The sequence below is a fragment of the Pontibacter mucosus genome (genome assembly GCF_003054055.1).
GTDB classification, from domain to species: domain Bacteria; phylum Bacteroidota; class Bacteroidia; order Cytophagales; family Hymenobacteraceae; genus Pontibacter; species Pontibacter mucosus.
Map to the genome: position 1 here is coordinate 126953 of NZ_QBKI01000012.1, position 26297 is coordinate 153249.

24 protein-coding genes and 1 pseudogene are annotated in these 26297 nt (G+C 53.2%); 9 read left to right on the forward strand and 16 right to left on the reverse strand.

Features of this window, described 5'->3' with window-relative positions; all coding sequences use genetic code 11:
- Nucleotides 1–130: 130 nt before the first annotated feature.
- The 7 genes from C8N40_RS19950 to C8N40_RS19980 form a co-directional block, all read right to left on the reverse strand.
- Nucleotides 131–1426 carry a hemolysin family protein gene (locus C8N40_RS19950; RefSeq protein ID WP_108213569.1) on the reverse strand — a complete coding sequence of 432 codons (1296 nt, stop codon included), beginning with the start codon at nt 1424–1426 and terminating at the stop codon, nt 131–133.
- Nucleotides 1427–1456: 30 nt separating this feature from the next.
- On the reverse strand, nt 1457–2959 hold the full coding sequence (locus tag C8N40_RS19955) for a potassium/proton antiporter (RefSeq protein ID WP_108213570.1): 1503 nt from the start codon (nt 2957–2959) through the stop codon (nt 1457–1459).
- Nucleotides 2960–3089: 130 nt separating this feature from the next.
- Nucleotides 3090–4040 (reverse strand): TerC family protein, encoded by a 951-nt coding sequence (locus C8N40_RS19960; protein ID WP_108213571.1) that lies wholly within the window; start codon nt 4038–4040, stop codon nt 3090–3092.
- A 267-nt stretch (nt 4041–4307) separates the two neighbouring features.
- Nucleotides 4308–5741, reverse strand: coding sequence for a dicarboxylate/amino acid:cation symporter (locus C8N40_RS19965; RefSeq protein WP_108213572.1), 1434 nt, complete (start codon nt 5739–5741; stop codon nt 4308–4310).
- Between the two features lie 31 nt (nt 5742–5772).
- Complete coding sequence (locus C8N40_RS19970) at nt 5773–6435, reverse strand: DedA family protein (protein ID WP_108213573.1); 663 nt, start codon at nt 6433–6435, stop codon at nt 5773–5775.
- Nucleotides 6436–6547: 112 nt separating this feature from the next.
- Complete coding sequence (locus C8N40_RS19975; RefSeq protein ID WP_108213574.1) at nt 6548–6763, reverse strand: Sec-independent protein translocase subunit TatA/TatB; 216 nt, start codon at nt 6761–6763, stop codon at nt 6548–6550.
- A 347-nt stretch (nt 6764–7110) separates the two neighbouring features.
- Nucleotides 7111–7443 carry a hypothetical protein gene (locus C8N40_RS19980; RefSeq protein WP_146173612.1) on the reverse strand — a complete coding sequence of 111 codons (333 nt, stop codon included), beginning with the start codon at nt 7441–7443 and terminating at the stop codon, nt 7111–7113.
- Nucleotides 7444–7780: 337 nt separating this feature from the next.
- Between C8N40_RS19980 and C8N40_RS19985 the strand changes: the two genes are divergently transcribed.
- The 5 genes from C8N40_RS19985 (at nt 7781) to C8N40_RS20005 (ending at nt 10761) form a co-directional block, all read left to right on the forward strand.
- Nucleotides 7781–8245: a LexA family protein gene (locus tag C8N40_RS19985; protein ID WP_108213576.1), complete on the forward strand. Its 465-nt coding sequence runs from the start codon at nt 7781–7783 to the stop codon at nt 8243–8245.
- A complete protein-coding gene (locus tag C8N40_RS19990) occupies nt 8242–9516 on the forward strand; it encodes a Y-family DNA polymerase (protein ID WP_108213577.1) in 1275 nt (424 codons plus the stop codon). The genes C8N40_RS19985 and C8N40_RS19990 overlap by 4 nt, the downstream gene beginning before the upstream one ends.
- A gap of 206 nt (nt 9517–9722) precedes the next feature.
- Nucleotides 9723–9914, forward strand: coding sequence for a cold-shock protein (locus tag C8N40_RS19995; RefSeq protein ID WP_108213578.1), 192 nt, complete (start codon nt 9723–9725; stop codon nt 9912–9914).
- Nucleotides 9915–10027: 113 nt separating this feature from the next.
- Nucleotides 10028–10255: a hypothetical protein gene (locus tag C8N40_RS20000; RefSeq protein ID WP_108213579.1), complete on the forward strand. Its 228-nt coding sequence runs from the start codon at nt 10028–10030 to the stop codon at nt 10253–10255.
- A gap of 50 nt (nt 10256–10305) precedes the next feature.
- Complete coding sequence (locus tag C8N40_RS20005; RefSeq protein ID WP_108213580.1) at nt 10306–10761, forward strand: cold-shock protein; 456 nt, start codon at nt 10306–10308, stop codon at nt 10759–10761.
- A gap of 127 nt (nt 10762–10888) precedes the next feature.
- Here the strand turns inward: C8N40_RS20005 and C8N40_RS22850 are convergent, their stop codons facing one another.
- From C8N40_RS22850 to C8N40_RS20025, 5 genes and pseudogenes are all read right to left on the reverse strand, one after another.
- Nucleotides 10889–11044 carry a hypothetical protein gene (locus C8N40_RS22850; RefSeq protein WP_170114167.1) on the reverse strand — a complete coding sequence of 52 codons (156 nt, stop codon included), beginning with the start codon at nt 11042–11044 and terminating at the stop codon, nt 10889–10891.
- A gap of 158 nt (nt 11045–11202) precedes the next feature.
- Nucleotides 11203–11784, reverse strand: a complete 582-nt coding sequence (locus C8N40_RS20010; RefSeq protein WP_108213581.1) for a protoglobin domain-containing protein — start codon at nt 11782–11784, stop codon at nt 11203–11205.
- A 168-nt stretch (nt 11785–11952) separates the two neighbouring features.
- A complete protein-coding gene (locus C8N40_RS20015) occupies nt 11953–12147 on the reverse strand; it encodes a hypothetical protein (protein ID WP_108213582.1) in 195 nt (64 codons plus the stop codon).
- 46 nt (nt 12148–12193) lie between these two features.
- Nucleotides 12194–12544: a DUF779 domain-containing protein gene (locus C8N40_RS20020; protein ID WP_108213583.1), complete on the reverse strand. Its 351-nt coding sequence runs from the start codon at nt 12542–12544 to the stop codon at nt 12194–12196.
- Between the two features lie 75 nt (nt 12545–12619).
- A pseudogene (locus tag C8N40_RS20025) lies at nt 12620–14175 on the reverse strand (aldehyde dehydrogenase family protein).
- A 225-nt stretch (nt 14176–14400) separates the two neighbouring features.
- Here C8N40_RS20025 and C8N40_RS20030 point away from each other — a divergent pair.
- The 4 genes from C8N40_RS20030 to C8N40_RS20045 all read left to right on the forward strand — a co-directional run bounded on the left by C8N40_RS20030 (nt 14401) and on the right by C8N40_RS20045 (nt 18990).
- Complete coding sequence (locus C8N40_RS20030) at nt 14401–15234, forward strand: helix-turn-helix domain-containing protein (RefSeq protein ID WP_108213584.1); 834 nt, start codon at nt 14401–14403, stop codon at nt 15232–15234.
- A gap of 499 nt (nt 15235–15733) precedes the next feature.
- Nucleotides 15734–16576 (forward strand): UDP-2,3-diacylglucosamine diphosphatase, encoded by an 843-nt coding sequence (locus C8N40_RS20035; protein ID WP_108213585.1) that lies wholly within the window; start codon nt 15734–15736, stop codon nt 16574–16576.
- Nucleotides 16573–17559 carry a glycosyltransferase family protein gene (locus C8N40_RS20040; RefSeq protein WP_108213586.1) on the forward strand — a complete coding sequence of 329 codons (987 nt, stop codon included), beginning with the start codon at nt 16573–16575 and terminating at the stop codon, nt 17557–17559. Before C8N40_RS20035 ends, C8N40_RS20040 begins: the two co-directional genes overlap by 4 nt.
- A gap of 57 nt (nt 17560–17616) precedes the next feature.
- Nucleotides 17617–18990: a GH1 family beta-glucosidase gene (locus C8N40_RS20045; protein WP_108213587.1), complete on the forward strand. Its 1374-nt coding sequence runs from the start codon at nt 17617–17619 to the stop codon at nt 18988–18990.
- A 60-nt stretch (nt 18991–19050) separates the two neighbouring features.
- Here C8N40_RS20045 and C8N40_RS20050 read toward each other — a convergent pair whose 3' ends face one another.
- From C8N40_RS20050 to C8N40_RS20065, 4 genes are all read right to left on the reverse strand, one after another.
- Nucleotides 19051–20262: a DcaP family trimeric outer membrane transporter gene (locus tag C8N40_RS20050; RefSeq protein ID WP_108213588.1), complete on the reverse strand. Its 1212-nt coding sequence runs from the start codon at nt 20260–20262 to the stop codon at nt 19051–19053.
- Nucleotides 20263–20625: 363 nt separating this feature from the next.
- Nucleotides 20626–22701: a glycoside hydrolase family 3 protein gene (locus C8N40_RS20055; RefSeq protein WP_108213589.1), complete on the reverse strand. Its 2076-nt coding sequence runs from the start codon at nt 22699–22701 to the stop codon at nt 20626–20628.
- A 21-nt stretch (nt 22702–22722) separates the two neighbouring features.
- The gene (locus tag C8N40_RS20060) at nt 22723–23973 is read right to left on the reverse strand and encodes a M20 metallopeptidase family protein (RefSeq protein ID WP_245905201.1); all 1251 of its coding nucleotides are present in this window, start codon (nt 23971–23973) and stop codon (nt 22723–22725) included.
- A 538-nt stretch (nt 23974–24511) separates the two neighbouring features.
- Nucleotides 24512–26113: a PhoX family protein gene (locus C8N40_RS20065; RefSeq protein WP_108213590.1), complete on the reverse strand. Its 1602-nt coding sequence runs from the start codon at nt 26111–26113 to the stop codon at nt 24512–24514.
- Nucleotides 26114–26297: the final 184 nt, after the last annotated feature.

Below are 26297 nucleotides of genomic sequence, written 5' to 3' on the forward strand. Positions count from 1 at the left end.
CAGGTGGCAAAGGCTTGGCTGGTAAAGCTCTTAAAGTATAAATGCGTTTTTTACATTGCCTGAAGTATAGCGCAGGGTTTTTATACTCCCCCGGATGCCCTGCGGGTAACGTATAAAGGCGCAGGACTTGTTAGCTGGATTGAGCAGTGTCTCGCTTCATCAGCAGCACCTTGTCCACCCTGTGCCCGTCCATGTCTACCACCTCCAGGTCATACCCCTCGTAGGGTAGCTTATCACCGGTAACGGGCAGCCTGCCCAGCGTATAGACGATAAAGCCGGCCAGGGTGGCGTAATGGTCGCTGTGCTCGGCAAACAGCTCCTGCCGTAGGGCCCTGTTCAGCTCGATCAGCTCTATGGAGCCGCTTATCAGCAAAGAGCCATCCTCCCGCGCCACGATCTCCTGCTCCTCTACCTCCTCCAGATCCGGCAAGTCCCCCACAATGCCCTCCAGGATATCGTGCAGGGTGATAATACCCTCCACGGTGCCATACTCATCCACCACAATGCCCAGGTACTGCTTCTGCCGCTTAAACACGTTCAGCACCGCACTGGCCAGCATGGTCTCAGGCACGAAAATAGGCTCCTGCAAAATGCTCTCCAGGGGCACTTCCTCCTTCTCTGCCAGGTACTCGTAAAAGCGCTTGGCCGTCAGGATGCCCACCACATTGTCGAAGCTGCCGCTCACGGCGGGGAACTTGGTGTGGCCGCTTTGCTGCACCACTTCCTTTATCGCCTCCAGCGGTTGGTTGATATCCACATACTCCACCTCCATGCGGTGCGTGCGCAGATTTTTGGCGCGCTGCCCCGAGAAGGTGAAGATATTCTGGTGCAGCAACAGGTCGTCCTTCGCCAACACCCCCTGCCGTCCGGCAGTCTTGATGATCTGGCGTATCTCCCCTGCCGACAGCTTCTCCTCCGACGGCTCCTTCACCCCCAGGGCCTTGGTTACAAAGCTGGTGGAGCCTGACAGCAGGTGCACCAGGGGCCGGGTTATAGTAGCCAAAAAGCTGATGACGGGGGCCACCGTCAGGGCAATGGCATCGGCGTTGGCAAGGGCCAGGGTTTTGGGGATCAACTCCCCCACCACAATGGAGAAGTAGGTGATCACCCCCACCACCACTACAATGGCGAGCGTATCGGCATAAGGGGCCAGGAAGGCAGATTGTCTAATCAACTCGCTGGCGTCATCCGACAGGGCAGCGCCGCCATAAGCACCTGTAATGATACCAATCAGCGTGATGCCCACCTGAATGGCCGAAAGGAAGTCTTCCGGAGACGCCAGCAGCCGCTGCACCGTCTGGGCCTTTCGGTTCCCCTGCTGGGCTTTCTCGGCTATTCTGCTCTTGTTAACTGATATAATAGATAGCTCTGAAAGGGCGAAGAACCCATTAAGCAGTGTTAAAAGTACCAGAATGATTATTTCCATAGTTTCTTATCTCGGATGTGGCGTGCTTGTTCAGGCCGTCGTTCCGGCTGTGCCCATCCCCCGCATCGTCTCCATCAGCGCCTGTTGATCATCGGTTATCAGCAGGAGCACATCATTTTCCAGCAGCTCTGTGTTGCCTTTAGGCACAAAGTACTTCCCCTCCCGCTTCACCATTACGGCCAGCGTCTTGTCGGGCAGGGGCAGGTCCATCAGGCGGTTTCCGTTTTTAAAGGCGGCCGCCGTTACCCGCATCTCCGTCATCACAGATTTTATCTCATCGGAGAACTCCACATCGAAGTCCTTCAGTTTCTGCAGCTCATCTGGCTTATCGGCCAGCCCCAGCCATACGGCCATTTTAGAGAGCGAGGTGCCCTGCACAACCAGCGATACCAGCGTACAGAAGAACACGATGTTGAACATCAGCCGGGCATGGGGCACATCCTCCGCCAGCGGCAGAATGGCGAAGATGATCGGCACCGCCCCCCTCAGCCCCACCCACGACACAAAGAGCTTGTCCTTGACACCCATTTTACGGAAAGGCGCCAGGCACAGAAACACGCTGAGCGGGCGCGTCACAAAGATCATCAGGATGCTTATCAAAAGCCCCGGTATGATGATGGGAACCAGCTCGCGCGGATTTACCAGGAGCCCCAGCGTAAGGAACATCAGCAACTGGCTCATCCAGGCCATCCCGTCGAAGAAGTTGAGCGAGGAGCGCTTGTGCACAAACTTGGAGTTGCCGATAACCAACCCTCCGATGTACACTGCCAGAAAGCCGTTGCCCTTGATAAAGTAGGTGAAGGAGAAAATGAAGATACAGAACGTGAACACCATGATAGGGTAAAGCGAGGCGTTGTCGATCTGCAGGTGGTTTATGGCCCGCACGGCCAGCTTCCCGAGCAGGTAACCGGCGATGGCACCGATGGCCAACTGCATCACCAGCATACCGCCGGCCGCCCAGTAGTTTACCCCGGACTCCACCTTGATTATTTCAATCAGTGTGATGGTGAGGATATAAGCCATCGGGTCGTTACTGCCGCTTTCCAGCTCCAGCATCGGGCGCAGGTTGTTTTTCAGGTTCAGCCCTTTGGAGCGAAGTATGGAGAACACGGAGGCCGAGTCGGTGGACGACATGGTGGCCGCCAGCAGCAGCGAGGTGGCAAGGCCTATGCCGGCCGAAGGCAAGGTCATGCCCAGTATCCACCAGATAAGCACACCCGTCAGCAGGGCGGTTACTAGTACGCCGAAGGTGGCCAGAATAACGCCCTGCGCCATGATGGGGCGTATGTCAGCTATCTTGGTGTCCATCCCTCCCGAGAAGAGGATGATACAGAGCGCCACCGTGCCGATGGTCTGCGCTACGTATATGTTTTCAAATTGAATTCCAAGTCCATCGCTCCCTGAAAGCATACCTACCGACAAGAAGAGCAGCAAGGCAGGTACACCAAACTTATAGCCGGCCTTTCCGGCCAATATACTTAGAAAGAAGAGGATGGATACCCCGAATAGAATCAATTCTACTGATACTGTCATTAGCTGTTTTTAAGTTATGTACATTATTTCCCCTGTTTACTTGTCTGGTTTGCCGTCACGTCATTTAAATATAAGGCAGCCTCGTGCCTGCCCCTCAAGCAGCCCGCCACCCCATGCGGCAGCGTTCCCCCTACTCCTCGTCTGGTTTGGGCGGCGTTGGCAGTTCGCTGTCTTTCTTCGGGAAGAGCAGCGAGGCGATTACGGAGATGGCCAGGATAGCCCCCACCACCATCAGCGCATACCCCATGTCGATCTTGTAAAAATCGCTGATCAGCAGCTTCACGCCGATAAAGGCAAGTATAACCGACAGCCCGTAGTGCAGGTAGTGGAACAGCTGCATTATTCCGGCCAGGGCAAAGTATAAGGCCCTGAGGCCAAGCAACGCGAACACGTTAGAAGTATAAACGATAAACGGATCCTTTGAGATGGCCAGGATGGCCGGGATGGAGTCAACGGCAAATACCACATCGGTGCTTTCGATCATGATCAGTACCAGGAACATGGGGGTGGCGTGCCATTTACCGTTTACTTTGGTAAAGAACTTGCCTCCTACCGCTGTCTTGGTGATGGGCAGGTGGCGGCTGGCCCACTTCACCAGCGGGTTATCCGCCGGGTCTACCTCGGCCCCTTTGCTCATGGCCATCTTGATGCCGGTATATATCAGGAAAGCGCCCAGTATGTAGATGAGGAAGTGGAACTTCGTGATCAAGGCCACCCCGACAAGTATAAAGATAGCCCGGAGCACCAGCGCCCCGAACACCCCCCAGAACAAGAGGTTATGCTGATACTTCAGCGGCACGCCGAAGTAGCCGAATATAAGTATAAACACGAAGAGGTTATCGACGCTCAGCGACTTCTCTATCAGGTAGCCTGTCAGAAATTCCATGGCCGCCTGCTCTCCGCGCCAGTAGTACACCAGCACATTAAACCCGAGGGCCAGCACTATCCAGAACAAGCTGGTCAGCAGGGCCTCCTTAAGCGTTACCGCGTGCGGCTTCCGGTGAAAGACGAAAAGGTCCAACACCAGCATCACTATCACAAATAAATTAAAGAAAATCCAGAACGATATATTACTATCCATTTCTATAGGGAAAGGCCCGCGAAGAGCCAGAGTTTAGTTAGTTTTTAGGAACACGGCTCTAAGTTACATCAACCTGAGCTACTTTAAATGGCAAAATTCGGATATACTGCTAAAAAAGTGTTGAAGCTGCGCTTGCTCTAAGCGCAGCTCTTTTCACCATATCAGGCAGTTGGAAGTATGCCAAGGGGCTTTTGATGGGGCCAACCGCTGTGCTTCGCGGCTGCCGCATGTGCAAACCCTGCATCAGGGAATGGTTTCATTTGCACCCTAAACATGTATCTTGCTTTCTTGTTCAACCAAAGGTGCAGCTTCCGGGTTTGTTGTCTCTACCAACCCAACCTCCGGCTGCGGGTCAAACTCCCCTTCCCAGCGGGCTACTACGGCCGTAGCCAGGCAGTTACCGGTCACGTTCACAGAGGTACGGGCCATGTCCATCAGCTCATCTATGCCCAGGATGGCGAACACCGGCCACACAGGCAGGTTAAACGAGGCTACTGTCCCCAGCAGGATTACCAGCGAAGCGCGCGGCACGCCGGCCACCCCCTTGGAGGTGAGCATGAGCGTAAATACAATCACCAGCTGCTGCTCCAGCGACAGGTCCACGCCTGCGGCCTGGGCCACGAACACCGAGGCCAGTGCCAGGTACAGCGTCGTACCGTCCAGGTTAAAGCTGTAGCCTGTCGGCATCACGAAGGCCACAATGCGCCGCGGCACCCCCAGTTTCTCCATCTCCTCCATAGCACGGGGCAGGGCAGCCTCCGAGCTGGTAGTGGCAAATGCAATGGAAACCGGCCCTGAGATAGCCTGCAGGAATCGCTTTACCGGCACCCGCGCAATCAGGGCAATCGGCAACAGCACCAGCACCGCAAACGCCAGCAGCGCCACGTACAGCGTGGCCAGCAGCTGGAACAGGTTTAGCAGTATGCCAAAGCCCATGTGCCCCACCGTGTAGGCAATAGCAGCCCCTACCCCCACCGGTGCAAAGTACATGATGATCTTGGTGAACTTGAACATGACCTCGGCAAGGCTCTCGCAGAAGTCCAGCATGGGCTTGCGCTTCTTCTCCGGCACCATGGCCAGGGCAATCGCAAATATCACACTGAAAACCACGATCTGCAGCACCTGGCCCTCAGCAATGGACTTGGCGATGTTCTCCGGGAAAACGTGCAGGATGATCTCAGACGTGGTCTGTGCGGGCACTTCCTGTATTTCCTCATGGGTCTGGGCCAGGCCGGCATCGATGCCCACACCGGCTTTGCTTATGTTAATGGCCGCCAGGCCTATAAACAGGGCTATCGTGGTTACCACCTCAAAGTATAGCAGGGCTTTCCATCCCATGCTTCCCACCTGCTTCAGGTTGGCGTGCCCGGCAATCCCCACTACCAGCGTGGCAAAGATCAGCGGCGCGATGATTGTCTTGATCAGCTTGAGGAAGACCTTGCTCAGCACGTTCAGGCTGGTAGCCACCTCCGGGAAATCATAGCCAATCTCGGCACCTACCACCATGCTGATCAGGATCCAGACAGTCAGGGAGCGCTTGCGCACCCCGAAAGCAACCAGCACGGCAATACACATCCAGCGCACCACCCTGAGCACCTCTTCCGGAAGGGCCAGCACCCCATACTGCTGTAGCACAGTGACAATGGCCACCACCGTAATGCTAAGTATAGCGGCCCAGGTAAAAATCGATAATTTTTTCATAAAGAAATTGGTTGACTTTTGAATCGTGGGGTTAATTGGCAAGCGTGTTTTTCTTTTTGTTGAGGTGGCTTTTGATTGCCCCCACAACGGGCGGGGCCATGGAAAGCACGATGATGGCCAGAATCAGCAGGGAAAAGTTGTCTTTTACCACCGGCATGTTACCAAACAGGTAGCCCATCATCGTGAAGAAGATCACCCATACCAGGGCACCTATCACGTTGAAGAACAGGAACCTTCTGTAGTTCATCTGCCCCACCCCCGCCACAAAGGGGGCGAAAGTGCGCACGATGGGCACAAAACGGGCATAGATAATGGTGCGCCCGCCATAGCGCTCATAGAAGCGCTGGGTCTGGTCGATGTGAGATCGTCGCATGAACCAGTAATCGCGCAGGTAGATGCGGTTGCCGATCCTGGACCCTGTGTAGTAGTTAAAGGAGTCGCCGAGAATGGCCGCCACAATAAGCAAGCCCAGCAGCAGGGGCAGGCTCAGCTCCGAATCCGGAACCGCAGCCAGGGCACCTACCGCGAACAGCAGCGAGTCGCCGGGCAGGAAGGGCGTCACCACCAGGCCCGTTTCGCAGAACACGATCAGAAACAGGATCAGGTAAATCCAGGTATGATACTCCCGCACCAGCTCCACCAGGTGCTGATCGATATGAAGTATAAAATCTATTAAGAAGCGGAGTATTTCCATTTTAAGAGGCTCTAAAGAAGTTCGCCCTGCCTTCGGGCGCTGAGCAGGTATGGCAGCTGGCGCCTACTGGCCCCCTGCCACCATACCTGCAGCACTTCCAGCTTTACGGCCTTTACTTTTTATCCTGGTTTTTGTCGTTTATCGAGTTTTCCAGGTCGCTTTTTATCTCGTTGGTGGCATCCTTAAACTCCCGGATGCCGCGCCCAAGGCCGCGTGCCAGTTCAGGGATGCGCTTAGCTCCGAAAAGCAACAGAATCGCGAAAATAATGAGTACCATCTCGGTACCGCCAACGCCTCCTATGAAGGCAAAAATTGATGGATAAGCCATAAGTATAAGTATGGTTTTTAGGTGATGTTATTCCATAAAAGTATAAAGATCTCCTCGCAGGAATGCGGCAGAGCTGGGCTGCTCCTGCTTCCCCTGCAGCAAAAAAACCAGGGGCGTTTGCAGAAACGAGCACAAAGAGCAGCTATCTGCAGCGCACAGGACCAGCATCGCTGATCTGATCAGCTAATGACCGACTGATAGATCGCGCCTTCCTTGGTCGTTTTGCAGGCACCAACATCCCATGCGGCAAGCACAGAGGCTGTATAACCTGCACCGCAATAGCAGAACTAAATGAGAATTAGCTTTATATAACTACAGGCCTGTAGTCAGTACAAAAAGGGGGGAAACTAGGGAGCGTTAGGCTGAATGGCAGTAGGGAAAATCCTGTTCAGGAAGCTTTGTCCCGGTGCTCTGGCAGCATAAGGAGGTATTTCCTCGTCAGTGGGAGCCCGAAATGAAGTGGAGTTAGCGAATACCTCGGCCTGCTGCGGCTTAACTGAGCCTGAGGAAGTGGTAGCATCCTCAGCCAGTTGCAGGTCTCCCATACTCAATTCAGAGGTATCGGAGGTTTCTGACAAGGTCTCTCCCCGGGAGCTTACGTGGCTTTCAGGAGCACCCAGGGCAAAGGCCTGGCTCCCCTGCCCGCAGAGCAAAAATGCCCAAAACAGTGAAAAAAGCAACACAAGTTGCTTTGAAAGACAGGGTATGTTTTTGATAACAGGCATGGACACTGCTACAAAAATAGCACATTTTACAACAATGCAGCAGCACGGGGAAGATAAATTTTAACGCACTTCTCCGGTAGTATACAGCCTGCCCTCTTTTTAAAACCGGCGCATAGGCCGTCACTAACGGGGCAAATAGCCTCAGCAAACACAGGCAAGCCTGCCAAAGGACATATTGTGTTATCTCGCTTAGCCCGCCTTGCTCCAGTAATTAAACTAATATATTTAGCTTTTATCTTCTTTAATTCCGTATTTGCTAACTATATTAGCACAACATAAAGTATAAGTTGATATGTGCAGCGCAAAAATTGTCCCGATTGCATCGCATTTACTTGAGCCCCTTGACTTTGACTTACTGGGCGACATAGAGGTACCCTTCTTCTACTCGTACGTAGAGTGCGGCTTCCCGAGCCCGAGCGATGATTACCTGGAGGACCGCATCGACCTGGGGAAGTACCTGGTGCAGAACCCTACCTCCACCTTTATGATGCGCGTGAAAGGCTCCTCCATGGTAGAGGCCAACATCCACGACGGCGACATTCTGGTGATAGACAGGTCCCTGAAAGCGGCTGACGGGGTTCCGGTGGTGTGCTTCCTGAATGGGGAGTTCACGGTAAAGACTTTTAAAAAAGCAGGAGACAAGGCCTTTCTCGTGCCAGCCAACCCCGCCTTCAAGCCCATAGAGGTAACCGAGGAGATGGACATGCGGGTGTGGGGGGTGGTGGTGTGGGTGCTGCACAAACCTGTAAAGCTATGACATCGCTCTTTGCCCTATGCGACTGCAACAACTTCTACGCCTCCTGCGAGCGGGTATTTAACCCATCGCTGGAGGGCAAGCCGGTGGTGGTGCTCAGCAACAACGACGGCTGCGTGATTGCGCGCAGCAGCGAGGCAAAGGCCCTGGGCATTCCGATGGGCGAGCCATACTTTAAGATCAGAAACCTGGCCGATCGCGGGCTGGTGCATGTCTTCTCCTCCAACTACGTGCTGTATGGCGACATGAGCAACCGGGTCATGCAGACGCTGTCGCTGTTTACGCCCAACGTGGAGGTATACTCCATTGATGAGTGCTTTCTGGACCTTGGCGGCCTGTACGGGGTGGACCTTCCCTCCTACGCAAAGACCATCAAGCGCACGGTGCAGCAGTGGACGGGAATTCCGGTGAGTCTGGGCGTGGCTCCCACCAAGGCGCTGGCCAAGATAGCCAACCGGCTCTCCAAGAAATCGGCAAAGGCGGGCGGGGTGCTGGTGCTAACCGATCCGCGCCACATCCGGAAAGCCCTGGAGGCAACTAAAATTGAGGATGTGTGGGGCATCGGCAGGCAATACGCCAAGTTCCTGAAGAAGCGAAACATACATACAGCACTCGACTTCGCGAACCTGCCGGAGAGCTGGGTCAAGCAACACATGACCATTGTCGGGCTGCGGCTGCAGAAAGAGCTAAAAGGCGAACCCTGCCTGGAGCTGGAGGAGGCGTTACCGGCCAAGAAAGGCATCTGCACCTCCAGGAGCTTCGGGAAGAAAATAACGACCCTGGATGAACTGCAGGAAGCCACCGCCTCCTATGCCGCCAAATGCGCCAGAAAGCTACGGCAGCAGAAAAGCTGCGCCAGGCTGGTTACCGTTTTCGTTACCACCAACACCTTCTCCGAGCACGACAGGCAATACTACAACAGCAAGACCATTTGCCTGCCCGTGGCCACCAACTCAGATATGGAGCTGATCCACTATGCCGGCATCGCCCTGAAGGAAATTTACAGAGAGGGCTACTGGTTCAAGAAGTCGGGGGTTATCGTGACCGAGATCGTGCCGGAGCGCCAGGTACAGCTTAACCTGCTGGACACGGTGAACAGGGAAAAGCATGGCAGGCTAATGGAGGCTGTCGACGGCCTCACCGACAGGTTTGGCAGGGGAAAAGTATGGGTGGCGGCGCAGGGTGTTAATACCTCGTGGCAGCTCAAGAGCGAGTTCAAGTCGCCCAGCTATACTACCCGGCTAAGCGACATACAAACGGTATACGCCGGATAAATCCTGTTGGCAACTCCCTGAAACTGGCGGGTAACGCCTGTTAGTGTCAGAAACGCCGGAGAAGGCTGCCAAGGCGGCTTTACAGGCAGCAATTAACCACGAGTTGAAAACAATTCCGTTATTGTAAACTTTTTATCGTATCTTGTAGAAAATATTGAACGGATATACCTGCCGGAATGTAATAGGTATATAATAAACAAAACAACATGAATAAAGGAACAGTAAAATTCTTCAATGATTCGAAAGGCTTCGGATTCATTAAGGATGCAAATTCAAATCAAGAGTACTTCGTACACGTATCCGGACTGATACACGAAATCCAGCAGAACGACGAGGTGACTTTTGATCTTCAGGATGGTAAGAAAGGGCTGAACGCAGTGAATGTAAAGCGCGTTTAGTTTAGCAGATATCCCATAGGAAAAGCCTTACATCATGTAAGGCTTTTTTATTGCGCCCGGGAACAAATGAATGTTCCGGTAGACGTGGGCAGACTTAGAGAACAACAGCCAAGATGAACAGAAAGTATATTGTTGACACAGTAACAGGGGAATACCTGTGCGTGGCACATCAAAAGGGCCGGGAATGGTCTCCCATTAACCAGGATTCCCTTCCGAGCTTCATGGATGCCCGCAAGAGCAAAAACGCTCCGGAAAAAGAGTTGCTATCGGGTGAGTTTAATGACAACGCCTTCTTTGAGAAGTGGATACGCAACGGCACAAATTTCCTGTTCCGCTATTGAGCAACTTAGCGCAGACGGGACAAGTATAAAGTATAAACCAAAATTAAAGTATGGGTAGATCACAGGAAACCTTCAGTAAGAAAGAGAAGGAGAAAAAACGAAAGAAGAAAAAAGAGGATAAAGAGTTTAAACGAGAGGAACGCAAAACCAACTCCAGCAAGGGAAAGGGTCTGGATTCTATGCTCGCCTACATCGACGACGATGGCAATATCACTTCTACGCCTCCGGATCCGAAGAAAAAGAAAGAAATAAAGCAGGAAGACATCCAGATTGGGGTGCCGAAGCAGGAGGACCCTGATCCGGCAGACCTGATACGAAAGGGAACCGTAACCCACTTCAATTCATCAAAGGGCTACGGCTTTATCAAAGACCATGAATCCCAGGAAAGTATTTTTGTCCATCAGAACGAGCTAACCAGCCCGGTGAAAGAAAACGACAAAGTTACCTTTGAGATTGAGAAAGGGCCGAAGGGCTTCATTGCAGTCAATGTAAAGACCGTGGCGTAGGCCACGGTGACAAACTGCGGTACAGTATAGTTGAAAAAAAGCAGATGGCGAAGGCGTGTTTACAAACCTCTACTTTTAAACAGTCGCCTTGCCATTAGCCCTATAGGGCCTTAGCGGATTGCCGCAGCTACCGGGCAGCCGCTACGTTTGGAGCAGGAAAGGCACCTGCACCATCTCCGGTTGCTACCGCTGCATCCGTGACTGACATAAAACCCTGGAAGTATAAAATCTCCCGGATGAGGGGCAGCGTTATGCCTGCCACATGGCCATATCGGCACTTCATGGCTTCATGTCCGGAACTCCTTTCAGGACAAAGTATAAACTTCCCGTGACAGGTAAAGCTGGCTACCCAGGAAAATGGCCGGAAGGTAAATGATGGCCTTTGGGAGCGAGGCATACATTGTACTCCTCCGTTATACTTCTACTACAGGATGCATCCGGTTAAAACTCGCCCTGCTGCACGTAAGGGTAACACCAGAGCAGCGCCGTTAACGTTACAGCCTTAAACCAGGCATTGTGCATGCCCTCCACGTCCTGCGGGGAGTCTCCCTTCTTAGCCAGGAAATCTTTTATCGTAGCGGTGATGGGGTAGATAAACGCTACAATGTACCGGAAGTGTATGATGGGCACCGAATCCACCTTGTCCGTCTTGTTCTTTTTGGTGGCGTGGTGCCTCTTGGCGATTTCGTACTGATAATCGAGCCAGGCCTGGTCGTAGGGGCGGTTGCACAAGTCCAGTACCCATTGCTTGAACCTTTCTCTCACTGCGGCGAGGTAACGCTCATCCGGCTTGCCATCCACCGTGAAATAGTAAAGCAAATGCTCGTTGCTACCCACGTAGTTATACCATAAATCCAGCACCTGGTCCGTCTGATCCTGCAGCACCTTGCCCGCCATATTCAGATACCGCTCATCGTCCTTGCTCCATAGAAGCGTTTTCTTCAGCAAATCCAGATCCTGCAAGGTGATGGGGGACTTATCCAGCGCCGAATCCCCGTAACTGTATCCTTTGATCTGTTCCATGGTATGCGACAAATAAAATACACCTTATATAGTATACTTTATCTCTACGCGATATCTCTCGTGCCTGCCCTCAAATTGCAGTATAACAAGTGAAGGGGCATGAACCACGGGTAAAGCTGCTGATTCATGCCCCTTCGTTGCATTACCTATCACTGCGCCGTATGCGCCCTACTCCTCAAACCCCTCCCGGAAGCCTTTCAGATGCGCATAGCAAACGGGGCTGCTAAACTCAGGGGAGGCCTCTGCAAAAGAAGCAGGCTGTGCACTGGCTTGTTTCAGCTTATACAGCGGCACTAGTTTCAGCGCTTTCCCGGAGAAAGCTTTACCGGCAACCAGGCGTGGGAACAAGGGCAAGTGCGGCATACTTCGTTCTGTTTATACTTATTTAAATATACGCAAGACAGGCCAGCTATACTACTCCGGCATCCTCCTTCGCGATAAGCGCATGCGTTGTTACGCTAAAGGCCATGCCCAGCACACTTTCCAGCGAAAAGCCGCCGCCCATGCCGGGGGCCGCATCCAACAGCAGCTGGGAGTACGAATAGTATTGATACTGTTCTTCCGACAGATAGAATTCACTACCTTCCACCTCCCCTATCAGCACGTCGCGGGAGCCGGGTTTATACTCGCCTTTCTCATAGCACATGGGCTGCGAGCCTTCGCAGCAGCCGCCGCTCATGTAAAACATCAGATCGCCGTAGCGCTCCTTCAGCTGCCCGATTACTTCTTTTGCTTTTTCAGTTACGATTATCTTTTCCATACTTCTGTTTTGGTTTTAAATAAAAATCACCTGGGGAGGCCCCAGGTGATTTCAGGATAAATGACATACTTTGGATTAAAAGAAGCCTTGTTTCTTCTTGTCGTAGGAAATGAGCATGTTCTTGGTCTGGCGGTAATGGTCGAGCATCATCTTGTGGTTCTCCCTGCCGTAACCGGACTGCTTGTAGCCCCCAAACGGCGCGTGCGCCGGGTACGTATGGTACTGGTTCACCCACACACGGCCTGCCTGTATGGCTCTCGGCACCTGGTATAGCTCATGGGCATCGCGGGTCCAGACGCCGGCGCCCAATCCGTAGATGGTGTCGTTGGCAATCTCGATGGCTTCCTCGGTCGTCTTAAACGTGGTCAGCGCCACCACCGGGCCAAAGATCTCCTCCTGGAACACGCGCATTTTGTTGTGCCCTTTCAGGATGGTTGGCTGGATGTAGTAACCGTTAGCCAGTTCCCCCTCCAGTTTCTGCGCCTCGCCGCCTACCAGTACTTCGGCTCCCTCTTCCTTACCAATCTTGATGTAGTTGAGGATCTTCTCATACTGCGGCTTCGATACCTGCGCGCCAATCATGGTGTCTCCATCCAGCGGGTTGCCGGCTTTAATGGCTTTCACGCGTTCGATCACGCGGGCCGTAAAGGCGTCGGCTATACTTTCGTGCACCAGAATCCGGGTTGGGGCAGTACAAATCTCGCCTTGGTTCAGGGCGAAGAATGTGGCGCCTTCCAGGGCCTTGTCAAAGAACTCGTCGTCAGCCTCCATCACGGACGGGAAGAAGATGTTCGGGGACTTACCGCCCAGCTCCATGGTAGAAGGGATAACGTTCTCGGAAGCGTACTGCATGATGAGCCTGCCTGTTGCCGTGGAGCCGGTAAAGGCAATTTTGCCGATTCTTGGGGAAGTCCCAGTGCCTTGCCCACCTCGGCGCCGAAACCGTTCACCACGTTCAGCACGCCGGCTGGCAACACCTCTCCGATCAGCTCCATCAGCCCCAGAATACTGGTTGGGGTCTGCTCTGCCGGCTTTAAGACAATACAGTTACCAGCGGCCAGGGCCGGGGCAATTTTCCAGGCGGCCATCAGCAGCGGGAAGTTCCAGGGGATAATCTGCCCCACCACCCCAATGGGCTCGTGCAGTACGATGCTCACCGTGTTGGCGTCGTGCTCGGAGATACCGCCCTCCTCGGCGCGAATCACGCCGGCAAAATAACGGAAGTGGTCGACGATAAGCGGCAGGTCTGCCGCGCGCGTCTCGCGGATGGGCTTGCCGTTGTCAATGGTTTCCAGCGTGGCCAGGTACTCCAGGTTGTCTTCAACCACGTGGGCCACTTTCAGCAAAATATTACTGCGTTCTGTGGCTGAGGACTTGCCCCATTTCTGAAACGCTTCGTGCGCCGCGTCCAGCGCCAGCTCCACGTCCTCCTTGGTAGAACGGGCGGCCTGTGCAAAAACTTTCCCGTTGATGGGCGAAATGTTATCGAAATACTCTCCCTTCACCGGTGGGACAAATTGCCCACCAATAAAGTTGTCACGTGGCAACTCTTTCCCGTTCAGCTGTGGAAACTTGTATAATTTCTTTTCGGCTTTTCCGTTCTCAATGATAGGCTCTACTACTATGCTCATAATTTTATTTCTTTAAATGGTTATAAATGTAGCTTGCAACTGTCTGTGCATCTGTTACAAATTTATAACAATACCAGGCGCGAGGGGTAGTACAGACCTCCTATTAGGTAGGACAAAAGGGAAATAATCAGGAAACCTCAAAGTATAGCCTAAGAGTATAGCAGGGATAGGAAAGCTGATGGAAGCGACTCAGAAAGTATAAATCCACTTAACCAGTCACAGCCGATGGATCCGGACAAGGACCTGTTTTTTATAAGCTCTCTCAACGCCATACCACAGGAGTTTTTCGAGGGGCCCTACCGGGAAGATTACTTTGAGATCGCCTGGTTGAAGGATGAGAAGCCCATTCATTCTATGAAAGATGAGGCGCTTTACACCAAAGGAGACTGGATGTACCTGATCCCGGCCAACCGATCGCCCCGCCCCACAAAATCAGGTCAGAAAGGTACACTCATTGCCTTTCATAAGTCGGTGCTGGACTATGAAGTGAAAGAGTTTACGCTGGATGTGATCAGGCTTTTTCTCGGGAAAGGCCTTGGCAGCTTCTCCACGATACTGCTGGATGAAGAAATTGCCGCCACCCTGGATGATATCCTCCGGGTTTTAAAAGACGAGTATAAGGAGCAGCAAAAGAACTTCCTGGTGCTCAAAGCCCTGCTGAAGGCATTCTTGCTGAAGCTGATGCAGTATAAAACGCAGCCGTTTACCAGTCAGGGCCTGAACGAGAAGCGGGTGTACCATTTCCTGCTGCTGCTGGAGCACCATTTCAGGGAAGAGAAATCGGTGTCGTTTTATGCCGATAAACTAAACATTACGCCCAAACGCCTGAACCAGATCCTGAAGCAGAAGACCGGAAAAACCATTACGCAGCTGCTGCAGGAACGGGTTGTGGTAGAGGCCAAACAGGAACTTGTCACCAGCGCCCAAACCATAAAGGAAATCGGTTACAGCCTTGGCTTCGAAGACAGGTCCTACTTCAGCCGGTTCTTCAAAAAAATGACCGGGCAGACGCCGGAGCAGTTTCAGAAACAAGCCAAAGAGCGAATCTTTCCGGCGTAAGGCTGTGCGGGGCAACCGCCCTGTTGGAGGTATCCATACTTTCTTGTTCTGGTGGTAGCTCCCGTTATTTTATCCGTCATAAAGCGGCCTGTCTCACATACAGCAATACCCGTGTCCCCAGCCATACTTGCTGCCCCAGGTATGATGCCATACTTTATGAAGAAGCCGAAAACCAAAGGAACGACACCTGCTGACACACCTCCCTTCATCGTCGGATAACTTCCGGGCCTCATACACAGGAAAATTCCTTGACACAAACTTAACACGCTCATAACCTGATAGTAACAACTGCTGTTTAATTTTACCCACGAGCAAAAAAGATGCTTGGGCAGGAGCAACTATAAACCTGAAGTACAGCAATTATGAACAGGCAAAAACAACTTATTCGCACCGTGACAGAAAAGCTCCTGGGCATTTTCCTGTCCCGACTATACTCCTACCTCTCCCCTTTTAAATACAACAGGGGCTAGCCCTCATCCGACACAACTAATCCAACTGCATGGGACAGAAGAGAAAAGTAGAAGTAGTCGTTATCTCGGATGTGCACCTGGGAACCTATGGCTGCCATGCCAAAGAGTTGCTGGCCTACCTTAAGAGCATCCAGCCTGAGACACTCATCCTCAACGGCGACATCATCGACATCTGGCAGTTCAGCAAATCCTATTGGCCAGGCTCGCATATGCGGGTAATAAAGCACCTGATGAGCCTTATCGCCAAGGGGACAACGGTGTACTACATCACGGGCAACCACGACGAGATGCTGCGTAAGTTTGCGGGCTTTCAGCTGGGCTCACTCCGGGTGGTAAACAAACTGGTGCTCGAGCTCGGTAACAAGCGCGCCTGGCTCTTTCACGGCGACGTGTTTGATGTAACGATGCAACACTCCAAATGGCTCGCAAAGCTGGGAGGCCAGGGTTACGACCTACTGATCCTGCTCAACCGCCTGGTAAACTTCTTCTGCCTCAAGTTCAACCGTGAGAAAGTGCAGCTCTCGCGCAACATCAAGAACCGCGTCAAGTCTGCAGTTAAGTTCATCAACAACTTTGAGCGGACCGCCGCCGACATCGCCATCTCCAACGGGTACGACTATGTCGTGTGCGGCCACATCCACCAGCCTGAGATGCGCGACGTATCGACTGAGGACGGCTGTGTTACCTACCTGAACTCCGGCGACTGGATCGAGAACCTGACGGCCCTGGAGTTCAACAAAGGCGCCTGGAGCCTTTACAAGTTCCGGGAGGACCTGGATGCGGTGGTGATGGACGAAGACGAGGAACAGGTGCCCACCAACGTGCAGCTGTTCCGGAGTATGGTGATAGAATTTAACCTCAGGTCCGCATGAGAATATTGTATGCCATCCAGGGCACCGGCAATGGCCACCTGACCCGGGCGATGGATGTGATTCCGGCCCTGCAGCGGCACGGCGAGCTGGACATCCTGGTCAGTGGCTGCCAGGTAGATATTCCCCTGCCCTACCCCGTTAAGTACCGCCTCCATGGCCTGAGCTTTATTTTCGGCAAAAACGGGGGGATTGACTTTTACAGGACATTCGCGCAGGCCAGCACCCGCAGCTTTTACAGAGAAGTGAGCCAGCTGCCGGTAAAGGCCTACGATTTGGTAATTTCCGACTTCGAGCCCATCTCGGCCTGGGCCTGCCAACTGGCCCGCAAGCATTGCGTCGGGCTGAGCAACCAGGCTGCTGTGCTGCATAAAAGCGTCCCCAGGCCAAAAGCGGAAGACCCCATGGGCGCGTGGGTTCTCCGCAACTACGCCCCTACCGCCGCGCGGTACGGGTTCCACTTTGCCAGGTTCGACAGCACCATCTTCACGCCCATTATCCGCCGGCAGGTACGGGAGTTAGCGGTATCCAACCAGGGGCACTACACGGTGTACCTGCCCGCCCACGACGATCATAAAATCGTAAACAGACTCGCCTGCTTCAAGGAGGTGGAATGGCAGGTGTTCTCCAAGCACAACAGCCGGCCATTCCGGCTGGGGAATGTGGCCGTGCAGCCTATCCAGGCGAATGCTTTTCTTCAAAGTATGGCCTCGTCGGCCGGTGTGCTTTGTGCAGCCGGCTTCGGCACCCCGTCTGAGGCGCTGTACCTGCGCAAGAAGCTCATGGTCGTGCCCATGAAAAGCCAGTACGAGCAATTGTGCAACGCGGCCGCACTACAGTCTATGGGGGTGGCTACCATAAAAAGCCTCAAGAAAAAACACATCCCCTCCATTGACGATTGGCTGGAAGAAGGCCAGCCAGTACACGTCGACTACCCTGATGAAACGGCCGCGTTGGTAGCGCGTATCGTACGGGAAAACACATAATTATTAAACCTGACACTAAGGCAGCAGGTTCCTTACCCGGATACTGCCACTTTCTTTATGCCCGATACTCCGATTGACCCGGTACCACAACAACCGGTACTGGTACGTTCAGCCTTTGGCGATGATTTTAAATGGGGCGTTGCCACGGCCGCTTACCAGATAGAGGGAGCCCATGACGCAGCAGGCAAAGGGACCTCCATCTGGGACGTTTTCTCTGCCAGGAAAGGCAAGGTGAAAAAGCAGCACAATGGCTGCACGGCCTGCGACTTCTTTAACCGCTACCCCGACGACCTGCTGCTCATGCAGACCATGGGCATTCCCAACTTTCGCTTCTCGCTCTCCTGGTCACGCCTGCTGCCAGGGGGCACCGGCGCTGTCAACCACGCCGGGGTCAGTTACTACGACCGCCTGATCGACCATTGCCTGGAACTCGGCATCACGCCCTGGATGACCCTTTACCACTGGGACCTGCCCCAGGCTTTGGAAGAGAGAGGCGGCTGGGCCAACCGCGACATCGTGTCCTGGTTTGGAGAGTATGCCGCTTTGTGTGCGCGCAAGTTTGGCGACCGGGTGAAACACTGGATGGTGCTCAACGAACCGATGGTCTTTACCGGCGCCGGTTACTTCCTGGGCGTCCACGCCCCTGGCCGGCGCGGATTTGGTTCGTTCATACCTGCAGTGCACCACGCAGCGATGTGCCAGGCCGAGGGCGGAAGAATCCTCAGAAGTATACTTCCCGAAGCAGAGATAGGCACCACCTTCTCCTGTTCCCACATAGAGCCGCTCCGGCAGCAGGAAAAGGACATCCTGGCCGCCCGCCGGGTGGATGCCCTGCTTAACCGGCTTTTCCTCGAACCCGCCCTGGGCTTGGGGTACCCGTTGGAGGAGTTAAAGTTCATGCGCCGGATTGAAAAGCACATGAAGCCCGGAGATGAGGAAGCCCTGAAGTATAACTTTGACTTTATCGGCATCCAGAACTATACCCGCGAGGTGGTCAAGTATGCTTTCTGGACGCCCTTTATGCAGGCCAATCTCATACCGGCCAAAAAGCGCGGGGTGCCGCACACGCTCATGAACTGGGAAGTATACCCCGAGGGCATGTACCACCTGCTCCATAAGTATAACCAGTACAGCGGCATTCCCAAGCTCATTATCACCGAAAACGGGGCGGCCTTTGCCGATGAGGTGCGCCATGGAAAGGTACACGACCCCAAGCGCATCGATTTCCTGGATCGCTACCTCCAGCAGGTACTGCGGGCCAAACAGGAAGGGGTAAAGGTGCACGGATACTTTGTATGGTCTTTTGTAGACAATTTTGAATGGGCCGAGGGATACGACCCGCGCTTTGGACTGGTGCACGTGGATTTCGACACCCAGAAACGGACCATCAAGAGCTCCGGCTATTGGTACCAGCACTTTTTAAAGAGTTAAGGGGAAGTATAGCCCAGTAAAACTCTTTGTCAGGTTTAATTATACTAACCGGACAGCGTACTATTCTCTCTCCTGGTCAAAGAGGAAATGCGAGAAAGTATACTTAAGGGACACCTCCACCTTCACGGCAGATGACGCAAAACCATCGCTGAAGTTACCTCTTTTGCCCCATTGAACTTCAGCCCCGGTCAGTAGTTGTGGAAAAGGCCGGTACAGCACATTCAAAATGGCATAATGACCGCTCCTGAAGGCATTGGGTGCCTGGGCATCTGAGTTGTAGATACGCACCCTGGAGTAACCCGCTGTGCTGCTCCAGTTGCTGTTCCAATTATGCTCCAAAAAGGCGAGCCCTCCTATGACCGGTAGGGCAACACCCAATAAGGGCGTAGTGGGGTCGTCGAAATTATTATCTATTCCAATGTTAAACGAAGCATCCTTTAAATGGCTCTGAATGCCCTTGCCATAAACGAGTTGCCCCTTGAAAGCGGTCTGCCGGCTAAGCTGTTGGGTGGAGCTGATGTTAAAACCCCACCCGATTTCCTCTCCACTCAAATCGATGGGGCTGCTGACAGTATTCTCCCACCTGATCCATTTTATTACACCCGCTACTTCTACGTACCCATTCCCGGTCATTCTGCGGTATTCGGCAGCCAGATCCGGCGCCTTGAACGCTGCCTTCACATTCTGAAGCTCTATCCGTTCGGCATAGATGCCCTCATCGGCCGTAGCGCCAGGTTGTTCCAGCCCTAGCGCCCATCTGCCCTGTTCACTGGTGTGCTCATAGCGTACCTGGATAGTTCGCAGATATGCCAGGCTCGAAGGTGCCCCGAAATCCAGGTTAGTGGAGAGCATATCGGGATCAGAAAAAGTGCTTTCGGTTAACCCGACGGTAAACCTACCCAGGTTTACATAGGCCTTCCGGAAGTGAAAGGTGGTCTGACCGACATCCGGCCCTACCCCGAAAAGGTCAAACTCGAATCCGGCCCTGGCCTGGCCCAGCGGCGTTTCCGACCAGCTGTTAAACCCCATTCTCGTTTGGCGAACGCTGAAGAAGATTCTTCCGTCAGGCGCAAATTGATTCTTATACTGTGGGAGGCTGGACACGCGCATTACGTCAAACCAGTTCGGGTCAATCTGATCAAAATTGTAGCCAATATCTACCTTGATGTACCCGTATACTTCAAGGCCTTCTGCCTGCTCCTTTTCCTGGGCTGCAGCCTGGCTGATAACCAACAGGAAGCACTGCAGGATCAATGCTTGTCGAAGTCTCATTCGGAAGGGGAACTGAAAAACCACATGACCAAACTATACATCAACCTAACTCATACATGCCCCTATTTGAGTTCAATAAACCTAATGTACAAGTATAAACAGGCCATCCCCGCAGCAACGTCAAAAGATGCAAACCCTCAGGCCGGTAGTGAAGAACAACAAAGTATACTTCCCTAGCCCTTTTGGTAATTATAACAGCCCAGACCTAAGTTCATTACTGTAGCAGTTGGCTCAGCTAATGAAAAGTATAACCGCTAAGTATAACTGTGCCTTTAAGGTTTGGTGCATCAGCCATCTTATACTTTTTATACTTTGTCCGATGCATCGCTTTATACTATGGCAGCAGTATTACTTCTCGGTTAATTACTGTCGCTGCTCATACGTTAGCCCTTCCCCATACTTGAACAAAGCGTACCCCTCGCCTTCCTTGTAGCCGGGTAAATCCTCCTTGTTGCGCTCCACCGCCTGCTGGCTGACCGGGGTTGTGAACGGCATCTTTCCGCTGGGATTATACTTTCCGGTCACCACATCCAGCAGGGCCTCTGGCTCTACGCCAAAGGTTGCCAGCACACCCAAAAAACGACTGGTCGTCTGCTGGTTATACACCTCATCAATCACAAAAGGGTTGGCATAGTTGATGACCAGGATGGTAGGCTTTTTGGAGGTGAGGGTGTTGACATACTTTACATCCACTGCGCAGGCCGAGAGGTTTACCCTAAGGGGAGAATCATCGGAAGGAAAGAGCGGGCGGATGGAGGGTTTCAGCCAGAACAGGATCACATCCGCTTCCTCGGGTGTGGAGACAAAGGCAAGCCCTTCGTACTCTTCCGAGTATACGTTGCCCGGCCCCGGGGTCATCTTCCCGTAAAGTTTGCCATAGTCCTCAAAGTATACTTTCGTGCCTTTGGCCAGCGGCAAGGCGTTTTTCTCGTTGCGTAACAGTACAATGGATTTTCGCTGGGCTTCTTTTCCGGCCTCCACAAACTCCTGCCTGCCCACTATCTGCCCAGCCTTCTCCTCGTCTACATAAGGGTTTTCAAATAGTCCCAGCCGGAACAGCTCTACAAGCAGGAGCGCCACCGACTCATCCACATACTGCATGACCTCGGGGTGTGCCTTCAGGGCTTTGATAAGCTGGGTGGGGTCGGCGTTGCCGGCAAACAGGTTGGTACCAGCCTCCAGCGCCTTCACGTAGCGCTGCGCAATGGTAAGTTTTTCCACCCCCCACGGCATGGATTCGATAGGGCCGGTGTCGGAGTTGATGATCCCTTTGAAGCCAAGCTCGCCGCGCAATACGTCCCGCAATAGCCCCTTGTTATAGGCGTAAGCCACTTCCTCATACTTGGTATCCTTGGGCAGCGAGTAATAAGGCATGATGGAGGACGTACCCGCCTGGATGGCCGCTTTAAAGGGAAGCATGTTCTCCTCCAACTGCCCTCCAGGAAAAACGGCAAAGCGGCCATAAGTATAATGCGGGTCAAAACCTTTGTAAGCGGAGCCTCCTCCCGGAAAGTGCTTGGTTGTCATGGCCACCGACGCATGGTTTAGCGTTCGCCCCTGAAAACCCAGGGTTACCGCCGCGATGGATTGGGCAACATGCTGGGGGTCTTCGCCGAAGGTTCCCTCGATGCGTTGCCAGCGGGGCTCGGTCGCCAGGTCGGCCATGTACATATACCCTTTGCGTATGCCCACCGCCAGCCACTCCTGCCGTGCCATGTCCCCAAAGCGGCGTATCATCGCTGAGTCGGCCATGGCGCCCAAGCCAATCTCGGAGGGCCATTTGGAGAAGCCGACAGAGGTAGAACCCGTGGCGCCCAATGCCCCGGAGGTGATGTGGTTGCGGGGATTGGAAGCAAACAGCACCGGTATGCCCAGGCTGTCGCTTTCGGCCAGGGCCTGTACTTTGTTTGCCCAGCGGGCCATGGTATCGGCGGGAGCGGTGGTGGTGCGCCAGATAAAGCGACGCATCTTATGCTTCAGGATCCCCTTTGTCGTGCCGACGGTGTTCATTACCGGGAATGGAAGCGGCTCGCCGGTAAACTGGTTTTTGTCTACTACGATGTCTTCCTCATTGAACGCGCTGGTGATGGGGTCTGTCTGTCCGGAAGCCTCCAGCATAAATGCCTCGTTATACATCCGCATGTCGGCAATCAGCATCATGCCCGCTTTTTCCTCCAGCGTCATCCTGCCCAGCAGGTCCTTGCTTCTCTCTTCCGGCGTCAGGCGCCAGTCTTCGTAGGCATCCAGCCGGCCATTGCGGTTAAGGTCCTTGAACTGTAAGCCGTCCGCCTCCAGCAGCTTTGCAGAGCGGTAGCCCAGGCTGGGTTGGGAGGATTTTGCTTCGCCTGCCTCTGTCTCGTTTTCTGTTCCGGATTTTCCGCAGGCATGCAGCATGGCAAGTATAATGATGAGGAAAATAAAAGTATGGGCGTTTTTCATAGAGGCACAGATACCGGTTTCCTATTTGTTCAGATAATCCAGGATGATCTGTACCTGGGCTTTCACCCCGTTTGGCAAGGCGCTGTCATCCACTGCAAATTTGGGGTTGTGGTTGGCGGCACCTTCCCCAATACCTAGGGTCATAAAACTGACAGGAGCAATTTCCCTGTAGTATGCAAAATCCTCGCTGGCGGTCATCATGGGAGCATCAAAGACCTGGTCCTTTCCCAGTATGGCCACAGCGCTTTTGCGGGCATGGGCGTTCAGGGCAGCATCGTTCTGGATGGCCGGGTACGTGGGAATGTAATCCAACTTATAATCAGCGCCGTAGGCCTCGGTAATGTTGTCGATAATCTCCTTTATTCGGTCTTCTACCTGTTTCCTGGTTTTTTCCGACGTGGTTCGGATACTGGCTGCCAGCTCCGCCCTGTCCGCGATCACGTTGAAGGCATCACCGGATTGAAATTTTCCGATGGTAACCACTGTCATCTCGCCGGGCGTCACATTTCGGGAAACCACCGATTGCAGCGCGCTCACGATAGCAGCCCCTGCCACAATGGGGTCTACGCCTAAATGCGGCATGGACCCGTGCGACCCTTTCCCGATAATATTCAAATGGAAGACATCCTGGGCCGTAGAGGCGGCCCCATCAGGTAAAACACCCACATGGCCAGCAGGGAAATTGGGCAACACATGCATCCCAAAAAAGGCATCCACATCCTTCAGAACCCCGGATTTGATGATATCGATGGCGCCGCCCGGAGGACTTTCTTCTGCATGCTGGAATATAAAGTATACCGTGCCCTTCAGTTGGTTCTGCATTTTGGATAAGGTAGCGGCCGTTCCGAGCAACATGGCCGTGTGCGCATCGTGACCGCAGGAGTGCATCACATTTGCTACTTTCGAGCTATAGGGCAGCCCGGTTTCCTCCTGCATGGGCAGGGCATCCATGTCGGCCCGGAAGGCAACCGTCTTTCCAGGCTTGGCGCCTTTCAGAACCCCGACAACGCTTGTTTTGGCAGGCCTGATGACTTCAATGTTGGGAAAAGACTTCAGCACCTCTTCCACATACTTGCCGGTATTCTCCTCCTCGAAAGACAGCTCCGGGTTTTGATGGATATGGTGCCGCCACTTGACGACATCCTCTGCCGGTATATTTTTTACCCAAGAAGGGTTCGATACGGCTTTAGGCGAAGTATTCCTTTTCTTTGTCTGGGCCTGGAGCATGCCACTCCACAGCACTAAAAATATAATAGTGTACAGCTTTACCATACTATTTACTTTACCTTGAACTACCACTCACATCATTCTATATACTCCATCGCCTGAAACAGGTTGAACGTTTTTCAGTTCTTTATCTGACTTAAAGTGAGTCGCTTAAACTGCCTATTTGTTAAGCGTCTTTGCCCAGGGGGAGCATCTTACCGGTAGTGCTTTGCCCCTTTTATTTCGATGTTCCGGATGACTTTTGAGGAGGGAATGTGGAGGGGGTGGTTGGAGCTATGCCCGGGAAGTATAAAGCTTATCAAAGCATAAATTTCTATGTGGGTAAGATGCTGCTTTTGAAGTTCCTCCCGCTGGTGCTGACGCGACGGCAAGAAGAATAGCGGGCGCTTATCTTTAACATGAAATTAGATGCGCATTAGAATAGACAGGCGTGAGTCCTGAACAGCCTTTAGGAAGAAAGCTTGTTCAGGACTCACGCCTGCTATACTTCTAAGTCACCCTAGAGCCGCCGGAAATGGGGGCTGCGGGCCTTTTATACTTACAGTTTATACTTTCCCTACCCTGTAAAGTATAGTTCCCGGGGTTAAGCCAGCCTTAGGATATTGTCCAGCGCAGGCCCGGATATGGTTACAAGGGCAGATTTAGGTACGGCGGAGCCTCCCTCGGGCCAATGGCTGGTCAGCTCTGTCAGGCTACGGGAGGTTTCGCCCGGGTGCTGCACGCACAGGAACAAAGTACGTCCGTCCGGAGAAAAGTATGGCCCTGTCAGTTCGGCGTCCATGGGGGCACTAGCAACCTGCAGCACCTGCCCTGCCTGCGGTCCCTGCCTGGGCACCAGAAACAGCCCGTTGTTCCCGAATGAAGTATAAGCGCCCTTGTTGATGCTGCTGCCGGAGATATCGGACGTAAACCACAGGTTGCCCGCCGGGTCAAAGGCCATGTTGTCCGGACAGGCAAAACCGGTTTCGGGTCCTCCTGCCAGAAAGGTGTCGTGGCTGAAGCGCAGGGCGTCGTACTGCCCGTTTTCCTCCACAATCTTCAGGATGGAACCGTGGTAGTTCCCCTTTGGTGTGTTGTTGGTCAGGGCCACCAGCACGTGGCCGGTAACCGGGTCTATCTCTATGTCCTCGGGCCGGTCCAGCAGCGAGCCGCCTACCAGTTTGGAGGCTTCCCGCAATCTGATCAGTACTTCTTCCTGTGTTTTAAAGGCTTTGCGCAGCGCCTTCTGCTTCCGCCTGTCCAGGGATTCCCAACGGCCTTTTTCCAGGTTGGCTACATACAGGGTGCCCTCCAGCAGCGAGCCGGGCTTGGAGGAGATAAACTTGTAGAGGCACTCATCGTTCGCATCGTCTCCGGTGTACACCACCAGACGCCCGTCGGCCAGCTCTTTCACGGTGGCACACTCATGCGCACAACGGCCCAGCGCCACCAGCTTCTTCGACTCACCCGTTCTTGGGTCCACCTCCACGACCCAGCCATAATGCTCAGGCGGATAGTCGTAAAACTTCTCCCAACCGTAATGGCTGGGCCCCGTCAGGCCACCGGTTTTCCAGTCGCGTTCCCCGTAAAAGCTGTCGTAGTTTTCCTCGCAGGTCAGGATAGTGCCCCATGGGGTAACGCCACCGGCGCAATTGGCCAGCGTACCAATGGCACGGTCGGCGCCTGCGATTGGTTTGGAGTAGTGAAAAGGCATAGGAGTCTTGGCTGTTATTCTTCTGTTAAGCGGGTCGTTGTATACCACCGCCCATTTGCCGTCGCTGCCCTTCCGCACCCGCACAATGGTGCCGCCCACTTCATACATTTCCTTGTCTACCTGCTCTTTTGTCCGCTCGCTTGTACCCGTGTGGCCAGAAACAAAAATGGGGCTGATGTACTCATGGTTTATCCAGAGCAAGCCTTCTTCGCTATCCTGCCCATTGAGTGGCACAAAGGCCACATAATCGTTATTAAAGCCGTAGTGGTCCTGCTCCGAAATCTGGTCTCCCCACTTCAGCAGCACCTCGTACTGCAATCCCTCTATCAGCGTGAGTTCGTCGGTTGAGGTGGGGCCTAGGCCCTGAATGGTAGCAGCCGTTGGGCGAGTTGTGTTAGCAAGGGCCTGAAAAACGGGCGCCTGCACCAGTAAAGCCAGAGAACCTTTTCCCAGAAACTCCAGAAATGCCCTCCTTTTCAAGGAATTATCCATAGTACGCGTCTTTGTAGTTAGCAGCGTAAAGTAAGCGCATTCAAAAGTCATCCTCCCACAAAGCGCTGTTAAGAAATGGTTAAGGAGCCATACTTATACTTATACTTATACTTATACTTATACTTATACTTATACTTATACTTATACTTATACTTATACTTATACTTATACTTATACTTATACT

Coding starts and splice junctions, on each gene's coding strand:
- C8N40_RS19950 (WP_108213569.1), bottom strand. CDS start 1,426: ATGGAAATAATCATTCTGGTACTTTTAACACTGCTTAATGGGTTCTTC.
- C8N40_RS19955 (WP_108213570.1), bottom strand. CDS start 2,959: ATGACAGTATCAGTAGAATTGATTCTATTCGGGGTATCCATCCTCTTC.
- C8N40_RS19960 (WP_108213571.1), bottom strand. CDS start 4,040: ATGGATAGTAATATATCGTTCTGGATTTTCTTTAATTTATTTGTGATA.
- C8N40_RS19965 (WP_108213572.1), bottom strand. CDS start 5,741: ATGAAAAAATTATCGATTTTTACCTGGGCCGCTATACTTAGCATTACG.
- C8N40_RS19970 (WP_108213573.1), bottom strand. CDS start 6,435: ATGGAAATACTCCGCTTCTTAATAGATTTTATACTTCATATCGATCAG.
- C8N40_RS19975 (WP_108213574.1), bottom strand. CDS start 6,763: ATGGCTTATCCATCAATTTTTGCCTTCATAGGAGGCGTTGGCGGTACC.
- C8N40_RS19985 (WP_108213576.1), top strand. CDS start 7,781: ATGTGCAGCGCAAAAATTGTCCCGATTGCATCGCATTTACTTGAGCCC.
- C8N40_RS19990 (WP_108213577.1), top strand. CDS start 8,242: ATGACATCGCTCTTTGCCCTATGCGACTGCAACAACTTCTACGCCTCC.
- C8N40_RS19995 (WP_108213578.1), top strand. CDS start 9,723: ATGAATAAAGGAACAGTAAAATTCTTCAATGATTCGAAAGGCTTCGGA.
- C8N40_RS20000 (WP_108213579.1), top strand. CDS start 10,028: ATGAACAGAAAGTATATTGTTGACACAGTAACAGGGGAATACCTGTGC.
- C8N40_RS20005 (WP_108213580.1), top strand. CDS start 10,306: ATGGGTAGATCACAGGAAACCTTCAGTAAGAAAGAGAAGGAGAAAAAA.
- C8N40_RS22850 (WP_170114167.1), bottom strand. CDS start 11,044: ATGAAGTGCCGATATGGCCATGTGGCAGGCATAACGCTGCCCCTCATC.
- C8N40_RS20010 (WP_108213581.1), bottom strand. CDS start 11,784: ATGGAACAGATCAAAGGATACAGTTACGGGGATTCGGCGCTGGATAAG.
- C8N40_RS20015 (WP_108213582.1), bottom strand. CDS start 12,147: ATGCCGCACTTGCCCTTGTTCCCACGCCTGGTTGCCGGTAAAGCTTTC.
- C8N40_RS20020 (WP_108213583.1), bottom strand. CDS start 12,544: ATGGAAAAGATAATCGTAACTGAAAAAGCAAAAGAAGTAATCGGGCAG.
- C8N40_RS20030 (WP_108213584.1), top strand. CDS start 14,401: ATGGATCCGGACAAGGACCTGTTTTTTATAAGCTCTCTCAACGCCATA.
- C8N40_RS20035 (WP_108213585.1), top strand. CDS start 15,734: ATGGGACAGAAGAGAAAAGTAGAAGTAGTCGTTATCTCGGATGTGCAC.
- C8N40_RS20040 (WP_108213586.1), top strand. CDS start 16,573: ATGAGAATATTGTATGCCATCCAGGGCACCGGCAATGGCCACCTGACC.
- C8N40_RS20045 (WP_108213587.1), top strand. CDS start 17,617: ATGCCCGATACTCCGATTGACCCGGTACCACAACAACCGGTACTGGTA.
- C8N40_RS20050 (WP_108213588.1), bottom strand. CDS start 20,262: ATGAGACTTCGACAAGCATTGATCCTGCAGTGCTTCCTGTTGGTTATC.
- C8N40_RS20055 (WP_108213589.1), bottom strand. CDS start 22,701: ATGAAAAACGCCCATACTTTTATTTTCCTCATCATTATACTTGCCATG.
- C8N40_RS20060 (WP_245905201.1), bottom strand. CDS start 23,973: ATGGTAAAGCTGTACACTATTATATTTTTAGTGCTGTGGAGTGGCATG.
- C8N40_RS20065 (WP_108213590.1), bottom strand. CDS start 26,113: ATGGATAATTCCTTGAAAAGGAGGGCATTTCTGGAGTTTCTGGGAAAA.